Below are 26530 nucleotides of genomic sequence, written 5' to 3'. Positions count from 1 at the left end.
CATCAGCCTATAAATTATCGAGATTATTCAATAACTGTGTTGCGTGCTCTCTAATTTCAATTTTTTTCGCAGGCGCCATTTTATCCCAATTACGAATAGGAAAACTCATTCGATGATTGCCGGCAAACTTATCATAATTTTGATCAATAAAATTCCAATATAAACTGTTTAATGGACAGGCGTTAGCACCCACTTTTTCTTTAACGTTGTAATGGCAACCTTTGCAATAATCACTCATTTTATTGACATAATTACCGCTAGCCGCATAAGGTTTTGTCGCTATCCAACCACCGTCAGCAAAAAGTGCCATACTGCGGGTATTGGGTAATTCTACCCATTCAATCGCGTCAATGTAGATACCTAAATACCAATCATCTACTTGGCTAGGGGCGATGCCAGCGAGTAAAGCAAAGTTTCCGGTGATCATCAATCGTTGAATATGATGAGCATAGGCATGTTTCAATGATTGCGAAATAGCACTTCTTAAGCACTGCATTTTAGTATTAGCGTTCCAAAAAAAAGCAGGTAAATCACGCTTTGCCTCTAAAAAATTCTGCTCGGCATAATTAGGCATATTAGCCCAATACATACCTCTAACATATTCTCGCCAGCCTAATATTTGCCTAACAAAACCTTCAATTTGCGCTAGGGTTATTTTACCGGCAGATGCTTGATAGGCAGCAAGAGCGGTTTCAATGACCTCGAGCGGATTAAGCATTTTACAGTTCAATGAAAAACTCAGCCGCGAATGATACAAACTCCAAGCATAAGGTGAAGCTACGGTCATCGCATCTTGAAAGTTACCAAAGTTTTCTAACTGATGTTCACAAAAGAACGTTAATAGTTCCAGCGATTGTTGGCGATTAATAGGATAAGCAACATGCTCAGATTCACGCCCTATCGTGTCAATCTTATGATGTTTTATCCGTTGTAAATAATCACTTGCTGGGTTGTCAAAGACCAGTGGTTTAGGAATAAATTTAAGATCAGTTTTTTTAAAGGATTGACGATTATTGGCATCAAAATTCCATGCATCACCTTCAGGCTTGGCGCCATTCATTAAAATAGCAAAGCGTTTACGCATAAAACGATAAAAATTTTCCATTCTTACGTGGGTAGCTGCTTTAAAATGATCAGCGAGTTCATCAAAAGGTAATAAAAAGTGTTCACTGTCGACTTCATAGACAGGTACTGCTAATTGAGCTGACATCTCGCTTAATTGCGCACGCAGTCGATATTCATCCGGTCGCACATAACTAAAATCTTCACTGGCATAAGTTGTCACTAACGTGGCGATCAAAGCAGGTAAATCTTGATATTTTGCTGTTTCATCTAAGGTTAAATAGCAAACCTGATGCCCTTTGCTCTCCAGAGTTTGAGCAAAGTTATCCATGGCAGCAAAAAACGCTGTTATTTTCTGACTGTGGTGCTTAGTATAATTGGCTTCTTGATAAAGCTCTGCGATGACATAAACAACATCGCTATCGACCTGTTCAAACCAGCTGTGCATAACATTAAGTTGGTCGCCTAATATAAGCCTAAGATGTTTTGCTTTCATTGATTTACCTTACTTTACCTTTAACGGTGAATTGAGCTATAAATAATTATTTTAGCTTATGCTGGCATTTTTACTACGTCGGCAACGCTCAGAGCAATAGCGGACATCTTGCCAACATGCTTGCCATTTTTTTCGCCACAAGAAATTTTTGTTACAAGTATGGCAATTTTTCTCGGGTAATTTTAATTTTTTATGCATAATAACTTAATCACTTTCTGCGATTTTTAACTGTTGAGGTTTTTTAGCTTTGCTTATTTTTTTATTGCCTCTAACATGCTTAGCTACAATACGTTGCCCTTCTTTTTTGGTGGTAAAACGTTGACGAAATCCCCATAATAAATCGCGAGCAATCTTGCCTGTTTCGTTAATATCTACCATAGGAGATGGGTAATTATCACCTAATTGGCATTGATAAAGCTGTTGTTCCATGGGTGACAATAACCACGGCGTATGAATAACTTCATTGGGTAACTCAGCTAATTCAGGTAACCATTTTCTAAGAAACTCACCGTTACTATCTTTCTCTAATGATTGTTTAACCGGGTTATAAACCCTGATGATATTAGTACCAGTAACACCAGACTGCATTTGAAATTGCGGGTAATGAATGCCGGGTTCAAAATCAAGAAATAATTGTGCTAAATGGCTGACACCTAATCGCCAATCCACCAGTAAATGATGGCATAAAAAACTCACTAGCATCGCCCGCATACGAAAGTTTATATAGCCAGTTTGCTCTAAGCAACGCATACAGGCGTCAACTAATGGGTAACCGGTTTGCGCAGTTTTCCATTTATCTAGTCGTTCTTCAACACTCAATCCACAATGAATATCTGGATACATTAAGTCATTATAGGCTTTATTGACGGGTCGCCATTGCATTTGATGTTCACTTTCAAATTTTTGAATGAAATGACAATGCCAATGTAGCCGAGAAGCCAGCGCGTCTATTGGACGTTTCCAACCCCGTTCTGATCTTGTTATCAAAATAGTTTGATAGAACTCTCTTAAACTTATATTGCCCCAAGCTAAATAAGGTGACAACCGAGAGCAACTTTTACGACTCGCTTGCGGTTTAGAGATATCAAAATGATAACCTTTACCACGCCCCTTTAAAAAGGATTGCAGGGTTCTTTGTGCCCAAAGTTCGCCACCTTTGAGCATAAAGTCATCGGTTATTGACCATGATATTGGAAAACTTGCGGCAAATAGCTTATCTATTAATGTACAACTCGCTAGCGCATCATCCGACAGTTTGGCTTCTTCCAGTGGCGCTTTCATAATTTGGCGCCAGTGTTTATCCCAATCAATTCTATTTTTTTTACCACGACTTACTGCACCAAATTGACTCTCACTCCAAACTATACCTTGTCCTTGGCACCACTGTTGAACCGATTTATCTCGCTCAAAGGTCGATAACAAGCCAACTTCTTCGTGGCTAAATAACCCGCTTATTTTAAAGACGTTGTTGATTTCAACTAAACCCGCTATTGCATCACCAAAATATAAATATACACGTGAATTAAAAGCGGCTAGCTGACTATTGATATCAGCAATAGATTGCCAAACAAAACGCCAATGGCGCTCATCATAATGAGGATCGTTTATCAGCAAGGGTTCAAAGACATAGTAAAGCAAGGTTTGACCCGATTTAATCGCTTGCACTAGAGGTTGATGATCACTGAGGCGTAAATCACGTTTCAGCCAAACAACATTGACTGCAGTCTTCATCGGTGTTTCTTCAATAAGTGTCTCAGTCATTTAGTGGTTGCACCGGCCAATCAGCAGCGTCGACAGAATCAAGTGGCTTACTCGAGTGATCTCCTCGAGTTAACCACTTAGCCTGATAAACCCCATCAGGGTCATACAGTGCTGTTTGCTTTTCAATGTTGAAATGTCTGCCACCTCTAGGATCAACGCCAACACCCGCAATATACTGCCAATTACCCCAATTAACGCCAGCATCATAATCAATTAGTTGTTCTTCAAACCAAGCCGCGCCATATCGCCAATCAACACTGAGTTCATTAACCAAGCAACTGGCGACGATTTGACGGGCTCGGTTACTTATATAACCTGTGGTAATTAACTCATTCATACAAGCATTAACAAGCGGATAAGGCGTCTGACCTAAGCACCATTTATTAAAACGCTCAGGATAAAATGAGGTTAAGGGGGGATGTTCAGCCAGACCTTTAAATTGATAGGTTTTCGCACCAACCTTAAAGTGTAACCACTGGAAGTATTCGCGCCATAATAACTCTAAATACAAGCATTCAGTCGAACTGTTTTGCGTATGCTGCTCTTCAAAAACAGTAATCGAGTGGTTCACTTGCCGCGCAGAGATACAGCCATAATTTAACCAAGCCGATAACTTACTGCTATTATCCCAGCCATCTAAATTATTTCTAACCTGTTTATAATCAGCCGGTAAAGCCAATGAAAAATAACGACTAAGCTGCTTTAAACCGGCAGTTTCACCACCCTCAAAATTATAACCACACTTTGCCCTTTGATAAGGGGCGTTAGGTAACCATGGTGGCCTAAAAATGGTGGGCGAAGGCATATTGGCAAACATACGGGGCAAAGATTCAATGCTGGGTGTAACAGCAGCGATGCTAATATCAGCCATCACCTTTCTAAACTTAGAATAACTTATCGGCAGTTGCTCAAGTTCAAAAGGTAAAATGTGATGTGGGAATAAAGTGAATTGATCGACCTGATGAATATCCACGTCAGGCATACGCTGACCGAGCTCATCGATTAAATTGTTTTCATATGTGCCAGGAAGACGCGTAGTAGTAACATCGGTAATGTCATATTTTTCACAGAGCGCGGTTAAACTCGACAAGGTGTCTCCGTAAACAATGTAGAGTTGTTGATCTAATGCTAATAAACTTTGATTAAAATCACTCAAACACCCCTGTAAAAAGTGCCAGCGTTTATCACCCAAAGGTTTAGATTGATAGTTCTTTGGCTCGAACCACTTTTTATCAACAACATAAACACAAAGTAATTGTTCACTTTGGCTGGCTAAGTTAAGTGCAATGTTGTCATTGAGACGAAGATCGTTAGTCACCCAGTATAAGGAACGTTTCATAGCTATAATTCAAAAAGGCAAAAAATTATATACGAATTAACTTAGTGATTAGATCAACACAGTTGAGTGATTATATATCGATGTAGCTGGCGTAGCTGATGGAATGAGGCGCTTGCAGACAAGGGTGGTTTAGTCGATTAGCTGAGGCTAACACTGAGTGGGTAAGAATAATGAATGTATTTAAGCGATAAAAAACCTCTGCATTGCTGCAGAGGTCATTTAATCAATTAAGCATCTTGAACAGGTTCATCCCAAGAAAGATGATGTTCACTTAAGACGACCAAGTTTTCACTATTGATCAAGCGTTGTGAAGCGCTATACCCGAGGATATTTTGCACCGTTTCGTCTGGACGACTAGCAATAATGGCTGTTTCATCCGATGAGAAGTTACACAAACCACGTGCTATTTCTTCACCTTTTTCGTCGTAGACGTGCAGCACATCTGCGCGTTCGAAGTTACCATGTATTGAAACAACATCGTGACAGGTAAATCCTTCGTCACCGCCATATAAGGCATCAGCTACGTCTTGTTTTATCACTAAACTACCGGCCATTTGTAGACGATCGGTTAGCCAGATGTTCCATGCTGATGAAGGTGATGAGTGAGCAATACACTTAGTGTGCCTACGTTCACCGTGCAATACACCGGTAACCGGCGCTTCCATCGTTCCTCTCGAAATTATGGTCGTACAACCAGCATTTTGCGCCATATTGGCCGCTTGTAGTTTAGTTAGCATGCCGCCGGTACCTAAAGAACTGGTGCCGCTTGCCGCTTCCATATAACTACTAACATCTTCGATAGACTCAACGAATACTGCGCCTTCTTCTGAAGGGTCTCGGTCATACACGCCATCGATACAGGTAAGAATAAACAAATACTCTGCGCCAATCATTTGTGCGACTTTAGCAGCAAGTCGGTCATTGTCTCCGACACGAATTTCTTCTGTAGTCACCGTATCATTTTCGTTGACGATAGGCATTACACCTTGTTTTATCAAGCGATGAACAGTATTTTTGATATTGAGAAAGCGACGTCTATTTTCTAAATCATCTAAGGTAACTAAAACCTGCGCTATATCAAAACCATACTCAAGTGCAATTTGCTTGTAGGCATGCATTAAGATCGGTTGTCCACAAGCGGCAGCCGCTTGCTTATCTTGCACACTCGCATTTTCAATAGTGCAACCAACTGTATTTAGACCTAATGCTACTGAGCCAGAAGATGTCAGTACAACTTCGTAGCCTTGCTCGCGTAACAAAGAGATGTCACTTAACAGACCATGCATAAAAGCAAAACTAGGTGTTAAATTTTTAACATTTGCTAAGAGACTCGAGCCCACTTTAATAACGATACGTGGCTTGCTTCGAGAAGATTTTTCAGTTTTTTGTTGTTCAAATGAGGGCAAAATTACTCCGTGCTCTGATTAATTAAATTAAATAGCAGCGTTGAATCGTTTACAAAATTGATTCAACAAATTGCTGCTATTTTCGTGATATTTTATTGTCGTATTAGAATTATTGCTTACTACTGATAATATAATTTTAGCTGCGGTTGACCGCATTAAAAGTAGATGATAAAAAATTATTGAAACGTTGGTAAAAACGTTAGAATTTGACGGCAATCGACAAATGAGTGCGGATATCATATACTAAAAAAGATAATTTTTCAATTGCACGCAAAATCAACGCATTGAAAAATATAATATCGGGCTTTAAAAAGTTCGTACTGAACACCTGCAAAACGATCTGCATTTCATTCAATGTAAGCTAAAAAACATCAGGAGTTTCATGTCATTACTTATGATTGGTTGTGGTAAAATGGGCGGTTCTTTATTGACTCGTTGGGCAACCTCTACAAATCACACTATCACTATTATTAATCCCTCATTAGTTAAAGCACCGCAAGGTGTTATCATCAGACAAGCCATTGAAGAGCTGGCTGACCAACGTTTCGACATTATCGTTATTGCGATTAAACCACAGCTTATTGAAAAAATATTACCAAGCTACCGTCGTCACCTTGCTGATTCGGGTTGCATTATTTCTATCGCTGCTGGCTACTCGGTTTCTTCAATAGAGCAACTGCTTGGCGAACAAGCTATTGTCCGAGTTATGCCAAACCTACCCGCACAAATAGGCAGAGGTGTTAGCGGACTTTACGCAAACTCGCGTTGCAGCGCTGTTCACATTGAAAACGCTATGGCGTTAACCAATGCAGTTGGTTATACCCACTTAGCAAACAGCGAAGACGAACTAGACCGAGTAACCGCAGTCGCTGGAAGTGGTCCTGGTTATGCCTTCGAAATAGCACGTTGCTGGATAGAGTCGGCCATTAAACTTGGCTTTTCGCCGCAAACCGCAACAGAGTTGGTATTGAACACACTCGGTGGTTCAATGGAGTTGGCTTTAACGAGTAAAGAAGATATCGATACTTTACGAAACTCAGTGACCAGTAAAAATGGTACAACAGCTGCTGGATTAAGCGCGCTTATGCAAGATGAACAATTAGCGTCTTTGTTTGACTCAACCGTTTCATCGGCTTATCAACGTGCAGTAGCCTTGCGCTAACTTTAGCCCCGTCAGCGATGACGCACTCGAATATTTTTGATGAAGACCCTAAATTCTTAAACTGAACTTTTATTATTACTGATATTAATATCAGTAATAAAAAATAAAAGTTAAGATCATTCAAACAAAAAAGTTCGATTTGATCAAACAGTTTAGCGTTAAACGAATAAGTAAAAGGAAAAAAAATTAATGTCGAATACAGATATAGAAACAATGATCACCACGCTTGGTAAACAAGCAAAAGCTGCGGCAAAAGTACTTGCCTGTGCAACCACTGAACAAAAAAACCAAGCATTAACTATTGCCGCAAATGCACTACGCGAAAATATGGATGCACTACTTAACGCTAACGCACTCGATGTGTTAAGCGTTAAAAAAGCCGGCAAAGCCGACTCATTTGTAGACCGACTAGAGCTTAACCCTGAAAGAGTTGAAGGTATGGCTGTCGCGTTAGAAGATATTGCCAAATTAGCCGACCCTGTCGGTCGAGTATTAGCCGAATTTGACCGTCCAAATGGTCTTAAAATAACGCGTGTAGCAACACCTATTGGTGTTATTGGGATGATTTATGAATCACGTCCTAATGTTGGCGCAGATGCGGGCGCGTTATGTCTTAAGTCAGGTAATACGGTAATTTTACGTGGCGGCTCTGAAAGCTTAAATTCCACACGTATTATTGTTGAGTGTATGGCAACGGGTTTACGTGCGGCTGGCTTACCGGCTAACTGTATACAACTGGTTGACACCGATGACCGCTCTGCCGTTGCCGCTTTGCTGCGCTGTGCCGATTATGTTGATTTAGTTATTCCTCGTGGTGGCCGAGGTTTAGTTGAGCTAGTCAGAAACGAAGCTCAAGTGCCAACCTTGTTGCATTTAGATGGTAACAACCATATTTATGTTGATAAAGACGCGGACGTTGCTAAAGCACTAAGTATTATTAAAAATGCCAAGTTACGCAGAACCGGTGTTTGTGGTGCAACAGAAAGTTTAGTGTTAGACCAAGCAATAGCAAAAGAATTTTTACCACAACTCGTTGAGACCTTAGTTGGTTGTGAGATTCGTGGTGATGTTGCCGCTCAAGCCTGCGATCCCCGTATTAATGTTGCAACTGATGCCGATTGGGATACTGAATACCTTGATGCCATTTTATCGGTTAAAATAGTCTCTAGCTTAGATGAAGCGCTTGACTTTATTGAAGAGCATTCCTCTAAGCATACTGATGCTATTATCACTGAAAATGCGGAAGTCGCAGAAACATTTATGCGCTCTGTTGATTCGGCCGTGGTGATGCATAACGCCTCAACTCAATTTGCTGATGGTGGTGAGTTTGGTATGGGCGCTGAAATCGGCATTGCTACCGGTAAAGTACATGCCCGTGGACCAGTTGGTTTAGAGCAGCTGACCATTTTTAAATACCGTGTTGCCGGTCAAGGGCAAACTCGCCCTTAAAGGCTCTGTAATAAACACTGCAGCGCATAAGAGTGCGATTTTTTTAGCTAAAGCTGTGGTGAGTTAACCTTTTTTGTAAACTATAATAGTGCCGCTAACATCGTGTTAGCGGCTAACTATTTACCTTAAGCTCAGAGCCTTTTCACACGGACATCATCCATAGACTTACCAAACTATTAAGACGTTAAAACCTACCCTTGGTTTATGGCGATGAATTATTATCACTTTCGTTAATATGATTAATGCGCTATTGGCTTAAATGCCCAGTAAAAACAGTATTTAAACCTTTCGTTTACAAATGTAGTTGGCTGAGAAATTATAGCTATGTTATAGTTGCCGCCCTAAGGACTAGGTGTAGAATAGTCTATACTCGTCTGCTATTTATAAAGTCTTGCCGTAAATTTATGATTTCATTATTAAAGAATGTAAACCTTTATAACCCTAATCCTATGGGTATTAAAGATGTGCTGGTTGCTGGTGGAAAAATCGCTGATATATTTGATGTATCCGATAATGGCCATCATAATATCCCTGATAACTGGCCAGTAGAAGTCATTGATTTTAATGGCGCATATCTAGTACCAGGCTTTATCGACAGTCATGCTCATATTACCGGTGGCGGTGGCGAAGCAGGTTTTTCAACACAGGTTCCTCCGGTTTCTCTGTCAGAATTTACCCAAGTGGGTGTGACAACCGTTGTAGGGCTTTTAGGTACCGATGACACCACGCGAAGTATTGCCAACCTGATCAGCAAAGTTTACGGACTACGCGAAGAAGGTATGTCGGCATATTGTTGGACCGGTGGTTATCATTACCCATTAACAACGTTAATGGGTAGCGCAAAAGCAGATATTACTTTTTTAGAGCCCGTTATTGGTATTGGTGAGTTTGCTATTAGCGATCATCGTTCAAGCCAACCGACCTTCGAAGAAGTGATAAAATTGGCCAGTGAAGCACATGTCGCGGGCTTATTAACCGGTAAAGCCGGTATTATTCATTTTCATCTTGGTGATGGTGAGCGACGCCTCGAATTAATAGAACGAGCGATTAGTGAAACAGAAATTCCTGCTCGTGTCTTTAATCCGACGCACGTTAATCGTAATAAACCGTTATTCGAAGACAGTTGCAAATTATTAGCGCACGGCTGTTATATCGACATTACTGCCTTTCCTGAAGGCACAGCAGAGCCTGGTTTAGAGGCATGTGATGCGATAGAAATTGCCGTAAAAAAAGGTTTACCCTTGGACAAAATAACCGTCAGTTCAGACGGTGGTGGTTGTTTACCTTGTTTTGATCAACAAGGCGAATTACAACACATGGACTTTGGCCGAGCCAGTACATTACTGGAAACATTACAAGCAACATTAAGAAAGAATATTGCGCTTGAGAGTATTTTGCCGATGTTTACGAGCAACGTAGCTACGTTGTTACGTTTACACAGTAAAGGAAAAATAGTACGAAATAACGATGCCGATATGCTCGTACTTAACAACAAATTTGAAATTACTGACGTGATGATAAAAGGTCGTTGGCATAAACGTGACAACACAACAGTAGTAAGCGGAACTTTTGAGTAGAGGTAGGTATGTGTCCAGCAAAAATTGCTGATGGTCAGCAAAGGGGATTTATAATTCCAATCGGGGGGGCAGAAGAGCGTGTTGATGACCCAATAATTTTACAACGTTTTGTAGAATTATGTGGTGATGAAAATGCTAATATAGTGATTATTCCAACCGCGTCACAGCTTGCTGAGACTGGGCCAAATTATGAAATTATTTTTCGTAATCTCAACGTCAAAAATGCGATATCTTTACCGATAAACAGCAGAGAAGATGCTGAGCGCGAAGATTATTTAGCCGCACTTGAAAACGCAACAGGTATTTTTATTACCGGTGGTAATCAATTACGTTTGTCGACTATATTAGGCGGTACTTCGGTTGCGCAGAGTATACGAAAATTAAATTCCGAAGGTGTTCATGTTGCAGGAACATCTGCAGGTGCTGCTATTATGCCTGAGCATATGATCGCAGGTGGCTCTACCGGTGCATTACCTAATGAGCAAGGCGTGACTTTTGCTCCGGGCTTAGGCTTGATAAGTAAAGTACTGCTAGACCAACACTTTAGCCAACGTAATCGTTTAGGACGTTTACTTTCTGCTGTTTCATATAACCCTTTTGCTTCTGGACTAGGGATTTGTGAAAATACTGCCGCTTTTATTGCGCCAGATGGGTTACTAGAGGTTGTTGGACACGGAAGCATCACGGTAGTTGACCCTTCTGATTTACAGCACAGTTCAATGGCTGAAGCGCGTACAGGAGATTCAATCACCTTGATAGGGTTAAAGCTTCATATGCTGAGTAATGGTGATACTTACTGTTTAAATACTCGAGTCGCATCACCTAAAGCGGTTTAGTATTTCTAAATACAGCTGAGCTAAAATTTGCCCATGAATAAACGCATTATTTATGGGCAAATCTATTAAAAAACATTGCAAACACTGCCTCTTTTCATTGATTAATGATTAAAAAAACATCTTTATCCCCCCTAATCCACGATAACTTTTTGACTAGCTTTGCTACCGTATTCAATCATTAGCGACTTTAATAAATAATTGTCTTGTCTATTAGCAAAAGCGTGGTATCTTTTTGGTATACCATTATTTATTTATGGCAATTTTTTACTTCTATTCGATCTTGTAAAGATCTTAAGTGTAATGCGTTGAAACTTCTCGGTTTGTAACTCAACATATGCACATCAATAGAACCTGTGCACATATTCAGTTCAATATCACCGTGATTTATTCCTCCCAATAATTGTCATATCATATTTTGTTGCACCCTATTTTTAAAAATAAGGTTCAACTCGTAGGTACACATAATAATAATTCTAATCACCTGATTTTTGGACATATAATGAAAATATTAACAAGTAATGTTTATGTTGGCCCTAATGTTTACGCCCATTTCCCTGTAATTCGACACGCTGTTGATGTTGGCATATTAGAGCACTACCCTTCGGTAAAATTAGGTAAAGAATTCATTGATGGCTTAATAGAAGCCTTACCCGGCTTAAAAGAGCATGGCTGTTCATATGGCGAATCTGGCGGTTTTATTAGACGCTTGCAAGAAGATGAAGGTACTTGGATAGCTCATATATGGGAACATGCAACCTTAGAACTGCAATGCATGGCCGGTACTGAAGTTACTTTTGGCAAAACTAGAGGCAATGGCGAAGTTGGTCAATATGACATGGTATTTCAGTACAAACAACGAGATGTTGGCTTAGCTGCTGCTGAACTTGCCAGAAATCTGCTTATCTCAGTGATGCCAGCAGATATTCAAGCACAACTGCAAACAAAATTAGCAGCCGATTTCGATTTTGCAGAAGAGCTATCAAACTTTATTCGTTATGCACAGCGCAAAGAATTTGGCCCCAGTACTCAATCGTTAATAACGGCAGCCGAAGAACGACATATCCCATGGCTACGTTTAAATCAGTACAGCTTAGTACAATTTGGCCATGGTAAATACCAACAGCGCATTCAAGCGACCATTACTAGCCAAACCAATCATATTGCCGTAGAAATATCCTGTGATAAAGAAGACACCCACAACTTATTAAATGATCTTGGTTTACCTGTGCCCAGACAACAAATGGTTTATTCTGCTAAAGATGCCATAAGAGCGGCAAAACGCATTGGCTTACCAGTAGTGCTTAAACCATTAAACGCTAACCATGGCCGTGGCGTCTCTATCGATTTAACCACTGACGAGCAAATTAGTACCGCATTTGATTTTGCCCGTGAACAAGGCACCAGTCGAGCCGTGTTAGTCGAGTCATTTTTAACCGGTTTAGATCACCGTATGCTTGTTGTTAATGGTGAACTTGTTGCTGTCGCAAAACGTGTACCGGGTCATGTTGTTGGTGACAATAAACACACCATTACGCAATTAATTGATATTGTAAATGAAGACCCGCGTCGTGGCGTTGGTCATGAAAAAGTACTCACTCAACTCGAAATGGACTCGCAAGCGACCCGTTTAGTTGAAGAAGCTGGCTATAGCGTTGATACCATATTACCTGAAGGCGAAATTTTCTATTTACGTTCAACCGCTAATTTATCAACTGGTGGCACAGCGATAGACATGACTGATGTTGTCCATCCAGACAATAAAGTGATGGCTGAACGAGCAATAAGAGCAGTAGGTCTTGACGTTGGCGGTGTTGATTTCCTGACCTCTGATATTACTCAGTCATATAAAGATATCGGCGGTGGTATCGTTGAAGTAAACGCCGCGCCAGGTTTTCGTATGCATGTTGCGCCGAGTCATGGCAAACCTCGCGATGTTGCCGGTAAAGTTATTGATATGCTCTTTCCGCCAAATACCCCCACTTGTATCCCTATTGCTGGCATCACAGGTACCAATGGTAAAACAACAACCTCACGGATGTTATCGCACATTTTAAAAACAGCGGGACATGTTGTAGGCATGACATCAACCGATGGTGTTTATGTTGATGGCCTGTTATCGGTAAAAGGTGATATGACCGGACCGGTTGCATCACAAATTGTCTTAAGAGATCCTTCGGTTGATATTGCCGTTCTTGAAACCGCGCGTGGCGGCATCGTTCGCTCAGGTTTAGGTTATCGCGAAAGTAATGTTGCCGCCTGCATTAATGTTCAACCCGATCACTTAGGCTTAAAGGGAGTTGATACCTTAGAGCAGCTCGCTGAAATTAAACGTATTGTCGTTGAAGTAGCCAAAGACGCGGTCATACTTAATGCCGACGATCCACTTTGTTTAAAAATGGCCGACCATACTCAAGCAAAACATTTGTGCTATGTAACGATGAATTCAGGGCATGGTTTAGTCAGAGAGCATATTCGCGCTGGTGGACGTGCCGTGGTGCTTGAAAAAGGTATCAATGGTGAAATGATCACTATCTTTGATAATGGTGCGCATATTCCCTTACTTTGGACACATTTAATTCCTGCGACACTTGAAGGTAAAGCCACTCATAACGTACAAAATGCGATGTTTGCCGCTGCCCTCGCCTATTCTCTAGATAAACCGCTTGATGCGATCCAACAAGGGTTGAGAACGTTCAACACCACCTTCTATCAAGCACCAGGGCGAATGAACGTCTTTGATGAACACCCTTTTAGAGTTATTTTAGATTATGCTCACAACGCTGATGGTGTTCGCCATATGAGCGAATTAGCGACTAAATTAGACGTTAATGGTAAGCGTATTGTGGTATTAGCCGCACCTGGTGATCGCCGTGATGAAGATATTGAAAACATCGCCAAGGCAGCCGCTGGACACTTTGATTTATATATCTGTCGTGCCGATGACAATCTTCGCGGCCGTGGTAGTGATGAGGTGCCGCAAATGTTAGCTGCAACGTTGCAAGCACAGGGTATCAGTGGAGATAATATCTTGATGATACCAGACGAGGTTACTGCCACTGAAACAGCTTTATCGATGGCAAATAAGGATGATTTAGTGATTGTTTTTGGTGATGCGATTACCCGTTGTTGGAAGCAAATTATTAATTTTAACGGTAGTGAAGATAATCCAGCGGAAACATTAACAAAACCCGTGCATACCGTTGTTTCTATGTTAAACACCGATGAACCCGATCCTTTTATTCTAGAATCAGGTATGAAATTGGTTAAAGATGATCGAGGCGTACGCATTGTTTCGACAATAGAAGAAGAAAGTGACTAAAACCAAGTTGCTGTAATTATTTGTCATTAGCTAAAGATGAATAAGCTAAACCTCGCTAGGTTATGTTTTAGCAACATAACCTAGCGGCATAAAACCACGCGGCGTATTGTTAAACCAATAGAGCTGCATGTCGGCTTTTACAATCATCATTGGGAGCTAGTCATACAAATGATAACCTGACAAAACTGTCTCAACGTTAATGATGATATTGACACAGTTTTATCTCCTTCTCACTTTCCTAACAGCTTGCAGCGTTGGGAATAAATTCAATCAAATTGGTATGCCATGAACAACACTATAACCTTAACATTAGATGACCAACGACGGCTTACCGGTAAAAGCCTGCTTTGGGATAAATCAGGCGCGATTATTGATGCTTTTGTCTCGGGCATTGATAAGCAAGCAGTCGTGGATCAATGGTTGGTTTACGTTAATCAGTTATTGACAGCAATCGATTGGCAAGAACAATCAACGTGTTATCGTATCTTTGAAGACGGTATAAGTCTCGCGATAAGTGCGCCAATGGATGCCCTGTATGCATCTTGCGATGTCAACGAAGCCGCATGGGATTTTACTTGTCACCAAGTTTTAACCGGCAGCATAAGTGACACTCACCAGCAAGAAATGAACGAAACTGTCACTCGTCTTAAACAAATGATTGCCGAAGAGGCTAACCCTGCCCTACTCAACTTAATACATATAGCGACAAAAAATCATCTTCATTATTTAGTTGATGATGATGAGTTTTCGCTAGGTTATGGTAAAAGCTGCCAACGTTGGCCAGTGACATCATTACCCGATCCAACCCAGCTCAATTGGCAACAATACCAATCGATTCCTATTGCATTGGTCACTGGCACTAATGGAAAATCTACCACCGTGCGTATCATGTCTGAAATTATTAAGCAGTCTGGTAAGTGTTGCGGTGTCACCTCAACGGATTTTATTCGTGTCGGTGAAAAAATAATAGATTATGGCGATTATTCAGGACCTGGCGGTGCACGAATGTTACTTCGACACCCAGAGACAGAAACGGCGATTCTAGAAGTCGCGCGCGGCGGAATATTACGCCGAGGCCTGCCCATTGAACAGGTAGATGCCGCATTAATTACCAACATAGCTGAGGACCATTTGGGCCAATATGGTATCAATACCGTAGCAGGGCTTGCACAAACTAAAGCGGTTGTTGCAAAAGCGCTAACCAGTGGTGTCTTAGTGCTTAATGCTGATGACCCCTATTTAACCGCACTGGCGCCAACATTAAGCGTAAATAAATGTTGGTTTTCATTACATGAAAATAATCCAGTACTGCAACAGCATAAAGCCATTGGCGGTGCTATTTGTTTCATCCGTGCTGGCGCACTGTTTTATTGTGCAGAAAAAACCCGTAAAGGTGATCGTACTGAATCAATGATCGTTGCCGTTAACGATATACCGATGACGTTAAATGGCGCTGCTCAACATAATGTTCAAAATGCCTTAGGGGCGACCGCTCTAGCTAAGAGTTTAGGCATAGCTAGCTCAGTAATTGGTCTTGCGTTACAAAAGTTTTCAAGTAATGTTGACGATAATCCAGGTCGCGGTAACCAATTTCAACTCAAAGGCGCATCGGTTATCATGGATTTTGCCCACAATGTCCATGGTATGAATGCCATGGCATTGACCACGGCCAACATACCAGCAACGCGAAAGTTTTTAATGTTAAGTCATGCCGGTGACCGCAGCGATGACGACATTATTAAGATGACAAAATCAGCCTTAAAAATGAAACCTGATATCTTGGTTGCAGCAGAAACTGTTGAGTACTTAAGAGGAAGAGAGCTCGGCGAAATATCAAATTTAATTGCCAGAACTGCGATTGAAGGTGGTCTATCCGCCGATAACATCTATTTTGCAGAAAGTCCTTATCGGGGTGCACAACAGATTGTCAAGCAACTATCAGCTAATGATTTAGCGCTGTTAATCGTTTTATCCGAACGAGAGCAAGTGATTGATTTATTAACCACAAAGGCAAATGAAACAGCAAGCTAGTCATAATGTATTTAAGCAAAGTTCGTCGATAAAATTTAAGCAGTTGTTGTCAGCTTAATTGCTGACAACAACTAGACTTTCACCGTAAGCAGTCACTAGCTCTTCTGAACGGTAAAGTCGAACAATATCAGCTTGATTTTTGTTGAAATAGCGCTTATAACTACCGAAAATCTACTATCTTCAAGGTAGCTGACATTAGCCTATATATTCTCTATCGCATGACTAACTGAGTGAGGTAAAAAGGTTCAAGTCTATAACTTGGTTCATTATTTAATAATGAAAGTGAAATACCCACTATCAAGCGCTAAAGTACCCAAAGAGGTTATACGCTAACTAATATTATGCCGCCAGAATACTCAATCTATCTACATCAATAACTTAAAATCAACGGTATCTAACAAAGGGGATATTATTTGAAACGCTATAGTAACGCTATTCGCAGAGATTAATTTTAGCCGACAAACCTTATAATCCGTTTTAATATTGAACTTGTTTATAAGCTAATTAACATTAACTTAAGAGCCAAAACGTTAATTTTTCCAATAATATATCAGGATCAATCGGCTTAGTTAGGTAATCATTCATGCCGGCTTGCAAACATTTTTCACGATCACCTTTCATGGCATTAGCAGTCATCGCAATTATAGGTACATCCTGCTTATTTTCACGAATACATCGAGTCGTTTCGTATCCGTCCATTTCAGGCATTTGGCAATCCATCAAAATTATATCAAAAGGCTCATGTGCCTCTTTTAGTATTGATAATGCCTCAAGACCATTAATAGCAACCTCTGCTTTTAGTCCAAAGCGTTTTAATAAGCCTAGGGCCACAAGTTGATTAATGCGATTGTCTTCAACCAATAATAAGCGCGTATTTTCAGGCCATAGGGGAATAGTCTGTGGTGATGAAATCATTTGATCTATGGGTGTTATTTCCAAAGCTTTTGTACTTTTATCCAACTCAATAACGCACGTGAAGCAACTGCCTTTTCCTTCTTCACTCCTAACGATGATTTCACCGTGCATTAACTTGGCAAGCCGTTGAGAAATGGCTAAGCCCAGCCCTGTACCACCATATTTTCTAGTATTAGATATATCTACCTGACTAAAAACATCAAATAAACTTGCCATTTTATCTGCGGGGATACCAATACCGGTATCACTAATGGAGAGCTTAAACTGCCAGCGTTTATCACTGTGCGAAATGAGTTCTCCGTGAATATTAATTTCACCTTGTTGAGTAAACTTAATGGCATTACCTGCAATGTTAGTTAAAATTTGACGCAACCTACTTGAATCGCCAACAACCATTGATTCGTTCATTTCACTACAGTTTAAACTCAGTGTTAGGTTTTTTTCTTCGGCTTGAAAGCGCATAAATTGGGTGAATTCTTCAAGCATCTTTTTCAAATCAAAATCAATAGACTCTATTTCAAGTTTTCCTGCTTCAATTTTTGATAAGTCGAGAATGTCATTAATTAAATTTAATAATGATTTTGAACTACTGAGCGCTATTTGGACGCGCTTCTTCTGTTGAGTGTCTAATTTATCATCTAACATTAACTCTAACATACCGATCACCCCATTCATTGGGGTGCGTATTTCATGGCTCATGGCAGCTAAAAACTGAGATTTTGCAACAACGGCTGATTTGGCGACTACATTCGTTTCAATTAACTTTTGGAACTGTTTTTTCTTTTCAGTGATGTCAGTTCGAATTGATATATAACCTGTAATTTTATTGTCCGTAGAGGTTATTGGGATAATACTCGTATCAACCCAATACAAATGACCGTCTTTTGCTCTATTTAGTATTTCGCTATGCCATACATTGCCTTTTGACACCGTTTTATACATGTCATGCCAAAATGCTTTCGAGTGGTTGCCTGAGTTAATAATGCGATGATTTCTTCCAATTAACTCCTTTGCAGAATAGCCACTGACTTCACAAAATTTAGCGTTAGCAGAAGTAATAATGCCTTTAATATCAGTCGTTGCAATTATAGCGTGTTGATCAAAAGCGAATTTTTGCATAAGTAAATCATTCTTATAAATTTCGCTTTTCTCGATAGACTCTTTAAATTCTGATACTGCATTCCAAATATCTTGAATATAAGTATCTTTATTTCTGTAAATAACTATATCGGTAGATCCCGTTGATAGCTTTATTAACGCTTGATAAACTTGATTCAGCCGGTTAGAAGTGTTTTTAGAGAAATAAAATGCAGACCATATCATGAGTATCAATAAACCTATGGTTAGTTCGGTAATATAGGTTTTTTTATAGATATTATCTTCAACCAAAATGGCCTGTCGGGATAGTTCGTTGGTATAGTATTTTGAAAGTTTTAAAAACAGTTTATTGACTACTTTTAATTTATCATTAGCTAATACAAGTTCATAGGATGCTTGCTTTACATCAACTGAGGACATTTCAATTGAGGATATAATTTGGCCTTTATAGGCTGTAAAAGCGACTTGCACTTGGTGGAAAATATTTTTGCCTTCAATAATCAGCTCATCTTTTTCATGGATACTTTTATTGAGCCGTTCCTCAATTAGATATATCTGATTAAGGCGTTTTTTTCCTTCTACGTAGATCCCTTCTTCATCGAGCTTATCAGATTCAAGCAACAAGGTAATAATTTCGCTATTACTTGCTGTAATAAGGAGAGTTATTTCACTGATTTCACTAATTTGAACTAAGTTAGTTTCGCTGAGATTTTGAAATAACTCAGCATTAGTGCGGATCACTTGATTACTGGTGACATAAAGTATCAGAGTTAATAAAACACCAATGAATGGTGCGATCAGAAATTTTGTTTGTAACGAGAGAGAACCAAACATAAATATGCCTTGAATGATTAAAGTTTTGGCCAATCGTCAGGCTTGATCATGCCTTTAAATATAATTCTGTTATCCTCTTTTTTAAATATAACCATAACACCTTCAGGTTTTGGCCAAACACCTAAGCCATCTTTAAGGTTAGCAGTATGGCCTACATAAACAGTATTTTTTTCTCCATCGTTCGACGCCAACATTGAATCTAATAAATATTGGCCTAACATCGCCGACTCTTTGTTCTTTTTCGCGATAGAAAATTGCAATTTATCATCAACTTTAAAGTCGCCAAACACTTCTCTTGCTGTATCTTTTGTTCGGCAATACGGGCTTGATTTCACTTGACCAATAGGAATATTTAATGATTTTATCAATACCCCTATCTGTTGGACTTGGGATTTTCCAGCTTCAGTTAAATTTCTTTGTGTTTCACAACGGGTTAAATCAATAAGACTTTTATCACGACTCATATCTTTTCTGGTTGTTAATCCATGGCGCATATAAATAATATGACCGCCTGACTGTAATGCTTGAATAAGTGCTAACGGGGGTTGAGTATTTAAAATTTTGCTTTCAGCATTAACCTTATTCCCACAGAGAAGCATCAGACTAATAACAAATAAACTTTGTATTGAAATACTCAAATTAATTCTCATTCAGTTTTTGAATTATTTACCTTAACCTTTATTACTCATAAAAATTAATACATCAGTTAGCTTAAATATACACTAAGTTTTTCAAATAATTAAGTGGAAAATAAATTAATTATTATAATGGTTAATCGACTTCCTCCTTTTAACTGTCACCTGCAGATAACTATATTGTGGTAGCTATTGACGCTTAAAACTACTCTCTAGGTAATAAGGAACAAGATCACTTATTTATGAGCATCAACTAAAAAGCTGAATGTACATAAGTCTTTAACTTATCAAGCAAGCCGTTAAGCCTAAATGTATTGCGAAGGTGAATTCAGTGTCAAGGTGAGTAAAGAATAATAAAGATAAAAATCAGCACTGTATAGTTAACCCTGTACTATTATTTTAATTTAAGGTTAGATGATTTTAGTAACCGTTTGAACAATTATAAAGAGATAAAACGGTTACTAAAGTTTAGCCGTTTCCTTGAAAGCAACCGCTGTTTTATATCACTGAGGTAAAATTTAATTAAAAACTATAAACCTTCATATCCAAAGCAAAGCTAGTATTAGTTTTCGATCACCGATTTTATTACCTGAATATTTAATCGTTTAGCAATACGATTTAAATTTGCTCTGTCGATAGATAAACTTCTTGCCGCCGCAGCCCAGTTTCCATTTGTTTGCGTTAAGGTATTTCTAATTAGTTGACGTTGAAAATGATCTGTTTCTTCTCGAAGATTAATCCCAATAGCTGTTTTATTTGTCAAAGCGACTTCATTGCTCGGTGTTAACTTATCGTTTGAGACAGTATTTAGCGCACCGCAATCATCACGGTCAATCGCGATAATCGTTTTATGCTTTTGCCGTGATCTTGCCTTTAGCGCAGCACGACTGATCACATGCTCTAATTCACGTACATTACCCGGCCAGTTATATTGTTCTAAATGAGTGATCGCTTGTGCGGTTAATTTCAGTTGTGAGATAGCCAACTTTTGCTTGGTTTGCTCAACAAAATAGCCACTGAGTAACTGAATATCTCCGACACGCTCTTGTAGTAGGGGAACTCTGATCGGATAAACGCTTAGCCTATGATATAAATCAGCTCGAAAGCGCCCCGCGGTAACTTCTTCTTTTAGATTACGATTGGTCGCCACTATAATGCGAACATTCACTTCCTCGACATTATCTTGGCCAACAGGTTGTATTTCATTACTTTGTATTGCGCGCAGAATTTTACTTTGAGCCGCTAAAGGAAGTTCTCCTATTTCATCTAAGAACAAAGTACCACCATTGGCCAAAGAAAATTTACCGGCACGGTTTCTTTCAGCGCCAGTAAAAGCCCCCTTAACATGACCAAAAAGTTCACTTTCTATTAAGTTTTCAGGTAAAGCCGCACAATTAACATAAACCATAGGGCCATTTTTTCGTAATGATTTTTGGTGCAAAGTACGTGCGACTAATTCCTTACCAACACCCGTTTCACCATAAACAAGAATATTGAAGTCTGATGGAGCAACAATGTCTATTTCCTGTTTAAGCTGCTGCATGACCTGACTTTCACCAATGAGCTCACCACCATCACGTTTCCAGGCTTGCTCGGTTAACTCGGTAACAACCTGCTGAGAATGATCAGCCTGATGTTCTAATTGTTCAATTAAAAAAGCCGTATTGAGTGTTGCCGACGCCATTGCTGAAATCACGTCTAACGTGCGCTCAGCAATATCTTCAAAGATGTGGGGGGTTAAGCTATCAATGGTTAACAAACCTAACAGTTTATCATCGTAATAAAGGGGTAAGCCCATGCAAGAATGAACGGGTAAATCTCCGATACGGTCAACTAGCAAGCCATCATAGGGATCGGGCAATGGCGAGTCTGCCGGAAATCTAATTGGCGCTTTTGACTGACACAATGCCGCAAATCTTGGATGTTCCGCAACAAGAAACCTTCTACCTAGGGTATCTCTACTTAAGCCCTGCAATGCAATAGGCTTTAGCATATCACCATGATAAGACAATAAGGCAACTGCATCACATACAATCGTTTTTCTTACGGTGTCTAACAAACGGTCAAATCGGTCGTTTGTATTTAAACTACTTGCTAGGTTAAGTGCTAACTCGATAATGGCACTCGATGATATTGGGCTCATATTTATCTCCTGTTAATTACACAATAACACTAACGTGTCATTAAGACTACGAAATAAAAGAGTCATATAGACTACATACAGATACAAAAAAAGATTAACCAATTGATTAGTAGCGCTTAATTATATTGGCACTGTCTTTGCAGATACCTATTGCAAATATATAATTATGCAAATAAGGAGTCATCTATGTATTCACAATTCACCGTCGCTAATGAATTACCCCCAACGCCCGATGCTTTAAATTATCAAAAATGTTTAATTGTTGGCAACTACCTGATGATAATTTCTCTGCTTGTGGTTACCTCAAGCATTTTTATAACTTTTGCTTTCGATCAGCTCTTTTCTATTGCTGTGCAAATTTCTGCACATATCTCCACAATAGTTTTTGCTGGTTTATTGAAGATTGGTTATGTCTTACGTTGTGTGGCTTTGCATGGCTTTGGTCAAAGGAGTTTTTGAAATGTTAAATATTCAAGACGCAGAGATAATGCTACTAATCCATCAGCAAAAATCGCCTAGTGAGCTTAAGCAGTTAAAGCCGTATCCTGTTTTTAACTGCTCTTTTAAAAGCAGTTTTTTGTTATCTGTTTATTTTTCGTTGATCGCGCTAGGTCTTAGCAGCCATTATTTATAGTATCACTGCCCATTTTTACTACAGAACTAACCCGAACCTCATCCACCCATCGCAATAAGAAAGGTATTTCCTTTTGTTGTCTAAACAATTAATTGAGTTTAAATTAGGAATAACAATGTTAACCGAACACCATATAGATATCATAAAAAGCACTATCCCCCTGTTAGAAAATACCGGTCCAGCCTTAACTAAGCACTTTTATCAGCGGATGTTCTCGCATGAGCCTCAGTTACAAGATATTTTCAACATGTCTAATCAGCACAACGGCAAGCAACAAGTCGCTCTTTTTGAAGCGATAGCGGCTTATGCAAAAAATATTGAAAACGTCACGGTGTTACAAAGTGCTGTAGAACGAATTGCTCAAAAACATACCAGCTTAAATATTAAAGCCGAACACTATCAGCTTGTTGGTCACCACTTAATTGAAACGCTGCGCGAACTCGCTGGCGATGTTTTTACTGTTGATGTAGAGCAAGCATGGACGAAGGCTTATCAATTTTTAGCTAAAATTTTTATCGATAGAGAAAACGAACTTTACCAGCAGCGATCACTAAGTCATGGTGGCTGGCGAGATGCTAGAGCGTTCAAAGTGATTGATAAGATTGTTGAGTCGGCACTCGTTAAAAGTTTCATTTTTTCTCCGGTAGATAAGCAAGCTGTGATTGATTATTTACCGGGTCAATACTTAGGGATTGAATTTAGCCCTACTGTTGGCGACTATAAAGAAATTCGCCAATACTCGTTATCAGCACAACCCAATGGTAAGACATATCGTATTTCAGTTAAGCGAGAAGCGAACGGTGTTCCTGGCAAAGTATCGAATTACCTTCATGATATAATCGACGTTGGCGACGAAATTAATCTGTACGCCCCCGCGGGAGATTTTATCTTTGTCAATCGCCAAAAGCCCGTAGTGTTAATTTCAGCGGGCGTGGGTGTTACACCGATGCAAGCTATGTTAGAAACGTTAGCTGAGCAGGACTATCAACAAGCAGTAATATATTTACATGCTTGTGAAAATAGCGATCAGCACTCTTTTAAAGAGCGTACCAAAACGTTAATAGCGATAAATAATTGGCAACAGCATATTTGGTATCAAGATAGAACCGCCACACAAGAAAATGTTCAGCAGGGCTTTATGGATTTAACCCCGCTTACTTTACCGATAAATGAAGGAGACTTTTATCTGTGTGGTCCTAGTGGCTTTATGTTATTTATCAAGCAGCAATTACTTGCTCTGGGTGTAACAGAAACTCGTATTCATTACGAAGTTTTTGGACCTCACCAGGTTTTGTAAAAAAAGTTAGCGTTGAAGCTTATTGAAATTAGGCACTGATTGGGCATTTAATACTAAGCTAATTTTGATAGTGCCGTATTAATAGAAATATATTCTATTTGAATTTTTAGAAAACCAATTAATTATTTATCAGATAATCAGTTGGTTATTAAATCGTTGAACTTACACTGTAAATCAGCACAACAAAAAGATAAAACATTTTAACAAGACTAAAACAGCAGCTTCTGTTTTGAAAAGTCGATTGTATTAGGTTTCATCACTTAATTTCTTTGCGCTTTCGCGTAAATAAGGCGCAAGTGCGCTTTTAAAATCGAGTGTCGCACCTAACTTATTGGCTAGTAATATCATACCAGTGATTTTACGATTGACTAATGCAACTTCAAATATTGGCGATGCTATCGCTGTTTTATCGGTCATTAATGGCATACTAATCTGTCTGATTTTTTTAATCAGTTGCTGCTTTTTTAAGTTGTATCCTGTATTACTTTGTAAGCAATAACTAGCTTCAAAACACGCCTTTAGCACAGTATCTATCGCTTTAGCACTCATGTTATTGTCAACTAAACCAAGCGAATACAGGGCTAAACGCATGTCGTTATTATCTTGACGCTGCATAGCATCAGCCATAGCAAGATAATGTACTGAGGTATGCTGAGAAAGCTGCCGACAGGCTCCAAAATCAAGTAATACTATTTTTTGTGTATCGCTCTGATACAAGAAATTAGCAAAGTTGGGATCACTTTGCATAAGTTTATGTGTAAATAGCTCTTGGTAAGTTAAATCCATTAATTGGCTACAGACTAAATCCACAATGTTAGCACTCATGGTACTAATATCAGTGATGGGAGAACCTTCGATATATTCCATCGTCAGTATATTTTCGTCCGTCAGTTCGTCAACAACAAAGGGCACAATAAAGCGAGGGTCGTTACGCAGGTTTTCACGATAAGTGTTAAGAAATTTCGCCTCCTGCAAATAATTAGCTTCAGCTTTAAGTTGTGCTTTAGCTTCAGCAAGCAAGCTAGTCAAGTCAAGATGTTTAGGTAAGACACCACTGAGTTTTAGTAAATCCATGACGTTATCAATATCACTGTCAATACTTTCTCTAACACCCGGGTATTGGACCTTAATCGCCAACTGACGACCATCTTTTAGTGTTGCCCGATGAACCTGACCGATACTTGCTGAGGCGATGGGGGCAAATGAAAAATAACTAAATTGTTGATGCCAGTCTTTTGACCAGGACGCTTCTAGGGTTTTGACTAACTGTGCTTTAGGCATAGGGTCGGCTTCTTGGCGCAGTCGTGAAAGGATGGGTTCCCATTCGACAGGCAGTAATTCACCGGCATCCATGGAAAGTAGTTGACCAAGTTTCATCGCCGCACCACGCATATGAGCTAAACGCTTGGTAATAGATATAGCATTGTCGATATTACGTAAAGACTCAGTTAATGATGGACGCTGACCACTGAGCATCTGCTTTGTCGCACCTTTGACAATATTGCCGGCAACCGCTGAGGCCAAACCGCCCAACTTAGCGAGACGAGCAATTTTTCCAGAAGGTACTTTCCGCTCTTTACGTTTGTCTGTCATCACAAAATGGCTTCGTTGAGCATATTAACTATTACCTTAGTGGTGTTTAATCTCGCCGCTTGCTATTTATAACAAGCGGCGAGGGACATTAATAAGATTAACAAAAATTTAGCCGACAACCAATAATATTACAATCACAGTTAACTATGCCAGTTAACTATGCCACCCATCACAGTTAACTATGCCACCCATAATAACAACAAGCACAGTTAACTATGCCACCCATAATAACGACAAGTGATAACCATGAGCCAATTTTCTCTTTCTAGCTTATCAAAATACCGATTGATACAGTAAAGCGAGTTTATGTCGTCCTTTATCTCAACAGTTTACTCATAACATCAAATGTCACAGTTAACTATGCCACCCATCACAGTTAACTATGCCACCCATAATAACGACAAGTAATAATGATAAGCCATTTCTTGTCTTTCTAGCTTATTAAAATACTGATTGATAAAGTAAAGCGAGTTTATATCGTCCTTTATCTCAACAGTTTACTCATAACATCAAATGTCAGCCGTGGTAAACCTACCACTTTAAAATAGTAACACAGTTAACTATGCCACCCATCACAGTTAACTATGCCACCCATAATAACAACAAGCACAGTTAACTATGCCACCCATAATAACGACAAGAACAGTTAACTATGCCACCCATAATAACAGTTAACTATGCCACCCATAATAACGACCACAGTTAACTATGCCACCCATAATAACGACAAGTGATAACCATGAGCCAACTTTCTCTTTCTAGCTTATCAAAACAGTTAACTATGCCACCCATAATAACGACAAGTGATAACGATCACAGTTAACTATGCCACCCATAATAACGACAAGTGATAACCATGAGCCAATTTTCTCTTTCTAGCTTATCAAAATACCGATTGATACAGTAAAGCGAGTTTATATCGTCCTTTATCTCAACAGTTTAC

17 protein-coding genes and 1 CRISPR repeat array are annotated in these 26530 nt (G+C 39.5%); of the genes, 8 read left to right on the top strand and 9 right to left on the bottom strand.

The features are described from left to right. Positions 1-7: 7 nt before the first annotated feature. The 5 genes from ESZ26_RS00085 to proB form a co-directional block, all read right to left on the bottom strand. Positions 8-1558 (bottom strand): cryptochrome/photolyase family protein, encoded by a 1551-nt coding sequence (locus ESZ26_RS00085; protein ID WP_146795832.1) that lies wholly within the window; start codon positions 1556-1558, stop codon positions 8-10. Between the two features lie 51 nt (positions 1559-1609). Beyond that, the gene (locus ESZ26_RS00080; protein WP_146795829.1) at positions 1610-1756 is read right to left on the bottom strand and encodes a DUF2256 domain-containing protein; all 147 of its coding nucleotides are present in this window, start codon (positions 1754-1756) and stop codon (positions 1610-1612) included. Positions 1757-1762: 6 nt separating this feature from the next. Further along, a complete protein-coding gene (locus ESZ26_RS00075) occupies positions 1763-3319 on the bottom strand; it encodes a cryptochrome/deoxyribodipyrimidine photo-lyase family protein (RefSeq protein WP_223271635.1) in 1557 nt (518 codons plus the stop codon). Beyond that, a complete protein-coding gene (locus ESZ26_RS00070) occupies positions 3312-4658 on the bottom strand; it encodes a DASH family cryptochrome (RefSeq protein ID WP_146795826.1) in 1347 nt (448 codons plus the stop codon). Before ESZ26_RS00070 ends, ESZ26_RS00075 begins: the two co-directional genes overlap by 8 nt. 227 nt (positions 4659-4885) lie before the next feature. Beyond that, positions 4886-6064: a glutamate 5-kinase gene (gene proB, locus ESZ26_RS00065; RefSeq protein ID WP_146795823.1), complete on the bottom strand. Its 1179-nt coding sequence runs from the start codon at positions 6062-6064 to the stop codon at positions 4886-4888. A gap of 382 nt (positions 6065-6446) precedes the next feature. On the opposite strand from proB, the gene ESZ26_RS00060 reads away from it, so the two are divergent. From ESZ26_RS00060 to ESZ26_RS00035, 6 genes are all read left to right on the top strand, one after another. Further along, positions 6447-7226, top strand: a complete 780-nt coding sequence (locus ESZ26_RS00060; RefSeq protein ID WP_146795820.1) for a pyrroline-5-carboxylate reductase family protein — start codon at positions 6447-6449, stop codon at positions 7224-7226. A gap of 189 nt (positions 7227-7415) precedes the next feature. Beyond that, positions 7416-8675, top strand: coding sequence for a glutamate-5-semialdehyde dehydrogenase (locus ESZ26_RS00055; protein ID WP_146795817.1), 1260 nt, complete (start codon positions 7416-7418; stop codon positions 8673-8675). 404 nt (positions 8676-9079) lie between these two features. After that, the gene (iadA, locus tag ESZ26_RS00050) at positions 9080-10252 is read left to right on the top strand and encodes a beta-aspartyl-peptidase (RefSeq protein ID WP_146795815.1); all 1173 of its coding nucleotides are present in this window, start codon (positions 9080-9082) and stop codon (positions 10250-10252) included. A gap of 8 nt (positions 10253-10260) precedes the next feature. Continuing rightward, positions 10261-11088: a cyanophycinase gene (locus tag ESZ26_RS00045; RefSeq protein WP_146795812.1), complete on the top strand. Its 828-nt coding sequence runs from the start codon at positions 10261-10263 to the stop codon at positions 11086-11088. A gap of 499 nt (positions 11089-11587) precedes the next feature. Continuing rightward, the gene (gene cphA, locus ESZ26_RS00040) at positions 11588-14407 is read left to right on the top strand and encodes a cyanophycin synthetase (RefSeq protein WP_146795809.1); all 2820 of its coding nucleotides are present in this window, start codon (positions 11588-11590) and stop codon (positions 14405-14407) included. A gap of 285 nt (positions 14408-14692) precedes the next feature. Next, positions 14693-16438, top strand: a complete 1746-nt coding sequence (locus ESZ26_RS00035; protein ID WP_223271634.1) for a Mur ligase family protein — start codon at positions 14693-14695, stop codon at positions 16436-16438. A 510-nt stretch (positions 16439-16948) separates the two neighbouring features. Here the strand turns inward: ESZ26_RS00035 and ESZ26_RS00030 are convergent. The 3 genes from ESZ26_RS00030 to norR form a co-directional block, all read right to left on the bottom strand. After that, positions 16949-19285: a PAS domain-containing hybrid sensor histidine kinase/response regulator gene (locus ESZ26_RS00030; RefSeq protein ID WP_146795807.1), complete on the bottom strand. Its 2337-nt coding sequence runs from the start codon at positions 19283-19285 to the stop codon at positions 16949-16951. A gap of 17 nt (positions 19286-19302) precedes the next feature. Beyond that, positions 19303-19923: a histidine phosphatase family protein gene (locus ESZ26_RS00025; protein ID WP_170246269.1), complete on the bottom strand. Its 621-nt coding sequence runs from the start codon at positions 19921-19923 to the stop codon at positions 19303-19305. A 559-nt stretch (positions 19924-20482) separates the two neighbouring features. After that, the gene (gene norR, locus ESZ26_RS00020) at positions 20483-22063 is read right to left on the bottom strand and encodes a nitric oxide reductase transcriptional regulator NorR (RefSeq protein ID WP_146795803.1); all 1581 of its coding nucleotides are present in this window, start codon (positions 22061-22063) and stop codon (positions 20483-20485) included. A gap of 186 nt (positions 22064-22249) precedes the next feature. Here norR and ESZ26_RS00015 point away from each other — a divergent pair, with 186 nt between their 5' ends. Then, positions 22250-22522, top strand: a complete 273-nt coding sequence (locus tag ESZ26_RS00015) for a hypothetical protein (RefSeq protein ID WP_146795800.1) — start codon at positions 22250-22252, stop codon at positions 22520-22522. Positions 22523-22812: 290 nt separating this feature from the next. Further along, positions 22813-23994: an NO-inducible flavohemoprotein gene (gene hmpA, locus ESZ26_RS00010; protein WP_146795798.1), complete on the top strand. Its 1182-nt coding sequence runs from the start codon at positions 22813-22815 to the stop codon at positions 23992-23994. Positions 23995-24240: 246 nt separating this feature from the next. Here hmpA and ESZ26_RS00005 read toward each other — a convergent pair whose 3' ends face one another. Continuing rightward, positions 24241-25587, bottom strand: a complete 1347-nt coding sequence (locus tag ESZ26_RS00005) for an ABC1 kinase family protein (protein WP_146795795.1) — start codon at positions 25585-25587, stop codon at positions 24241-24243. A 574-nt stretch (positions 25588-26161) separates the two neighbouring features. After that, positions 26162-26429: direct repeats of the CRISPR family, unit length 27 nt; unit sequence ACAGTTAACTATGCCACCCATAATAAC. Between the last annotated feature and the right edge of the window lie 101 nt (positions 26430-26530).

The sequence above is a fragment of the Colwellia hornerae genome, assembly GCF_007954355.1.
Taxonomy (GTDB): Bacteria; Pseudomonadota; Gammaproteobacteria; order Enterobacterales; family Alteromonadaceae; genus Colwellia_A; species Colwellia_A hornerae.
This window is presented reverse-complemented; position numbering and strand designations above follow the sequence as displayed.